Here is a 1,607-nt window from a genome sequence, read left to right as displayed (position 1 = left end):
CAGTTCCTCGTCCAGCTCGGCCACCCGCTGGCGCAGGTCGGAGTTCTCCTCGATCAGACGGGTCAGCTCGTTCTCGACCAGATCGAGAAAGGCATCGACCTCGTCCTCGTTGTAACCACGCTTGCCGATCGGCGGCTTGCTAAACGCCACATTGTGGACGTCCGCGGGTGTCAGCGGCATTCTTAGCCCCCTTGAGTGTGGACGGTCGTACCGACCAGGAAAGTGTAGAACGGGTTGGACGGTGTCGTAGCTATACTGCAACTGCGGCCCATCCTGTCACACCAGACCCGCGGGTTGCCGAATCGGTCAATAAATAAGACCGAATTTCACAGATTAAGAGGTAACAAATCCGCCCCTACTGTGACCTATAACCGATCTCCAGCTAACTCCGTCGGGGCGGCGATACACGGCGCTACGCGCCGCCAGCCGCTTCATGGCCCGGCGTGGTCAAACGCCATCTTCATGCCGATGAAGGCCACCAGCAGCAGCACCATGATCGAGAGGTCGAAACGTACCGCACCGACGGTGAGCTGCGGTATCAGTCGTCGCAACAGGTTTACCGGCGGGTCGGTGACCGAGAGGATGACTTCGAGCACCACCACGGTCAATCCGCGTGGGCGCCAATCCCGGCTGAACGACCGAATGAACTCGATGACGACGCGCGCGATCAGCAATAGCCAGAAGATGAACAGCGCAACCCCGACGAGCTTTAACAAATGCGTCAACGAGAGCCCGACCTTAGTGATGAAGATGTGACCTTGGCGACCGCCCCCGCTGCGTTCGAGCAGGGCGAATGTCAGCCTACCGGCTGCGACCCGAGCGCGCCGAGCGCCTACTGGTAGGCGTAGAACCCGGTCTCGGCAATGCGCCGGCGCTCTTCGGGGGAGACATCGACGTCGGCCGGTGAGAGCAAGAACACCTTGGTCGCGACTTTGTCGAATGAACCGCGCAGCGCGAACGCCAGCCCGGCCGCGAAGTCGACCAGTCGCTTGGCGTCGGCGTTGTCCATCGAGACCAGGTCCATGATCACCGGCGTGCCGTCGCGGAACCGCTCACCGATGGTGCGGGCCTCGCTGTAGTCCTTCGGCCGCAGCGTGGTGATCTTCGACAGCGGGCTGCCCTCGTCGAACAGCATCGCCATCCGGCGTGGATCCATGGCCAGTGCGCCGCGGGTGGAACCACGTAGCGACCCGAACCGCGGCCGGGCCGACTCAGCGCGGTCGTAGTCGGGTCCGCGGAATCGCGGTTCGTCGGCGTAGCCGCCGCGATAGCTGCCGGCACCGTACTCGGCGGGCTCACCGCGCGGGTCGTCGTACTCGCGCCCTTCGTAGCGCCCGTATCCGTCATCGGCGAATCGCTGCCGCGGATAGCTGCCGCTTCGGGCCGGCCCGTGGTCGTCGTAATACTCGTCGTCGTAGTCCTCCATGGGAGCCATCCCGAAGTAAGCCTTGACCTTGTGCAATGTGCTCATCGCTGGACCCTTCTACAGCTCTGGGGACTTAGTACTCTGGGGATTGGGGTTTCTGTGATGAAGATGTGACTGGAGTGACTATTGACGGTGACGCTAGCGGTCGTTGACCCAACAGTGCGGTACCGACACGCACACA

At 62.5% G+C, this 1,607-nt stretch carries 3 protein-coding genes and 1 pseudogene; all 4 read right to left on the bottom strand.

All coding sequences use genetic code 11. The annotated features are described in order from the left end of the window. Positions 1–180: DivIVA domain-containing protein (locus tag AC2VOG_RS16565; protein ID WP_486940952.1), on the bottom strand; the 180-nt coding region annotated here is incomplete at its 3' end. Positions 181–431: 251 nt separating this feature from the next. Continuing rightward, positions 432–725: a YggT family protein gene (locus AC2VOG_RS16560; protein WP_486940951.1), complete on the bottom strand. Its 294-nt coding sequence runs from the start codon at positions 723–725 to the stop codon at positions 432–434. Between the two features lie 107 nt (positions 726–832). Next, entirely contained in the window at positions 833–1,471 is a 639-nt protein-coding gene (locus AC2VOG_RS16555) for a cell division protein SepF (protein WP_486940950.1), read from the bottom strand. Between the two features lie 28 nt (positions 1,472–1,499). Further along, a pseudogene (locus AC2VOG_RS16550) lies at positions 1,500–1,607 on the bottom strand (YggS family pyridoxal phosphate enzyme); the annotation flags it as partial.

It is taken from the genome of Mycobacterium sp. TH-M11, assembly GCF_057473725.1.
This window is presented reverse-complemented; position numbering and strand designations above follow the sequence as displayed.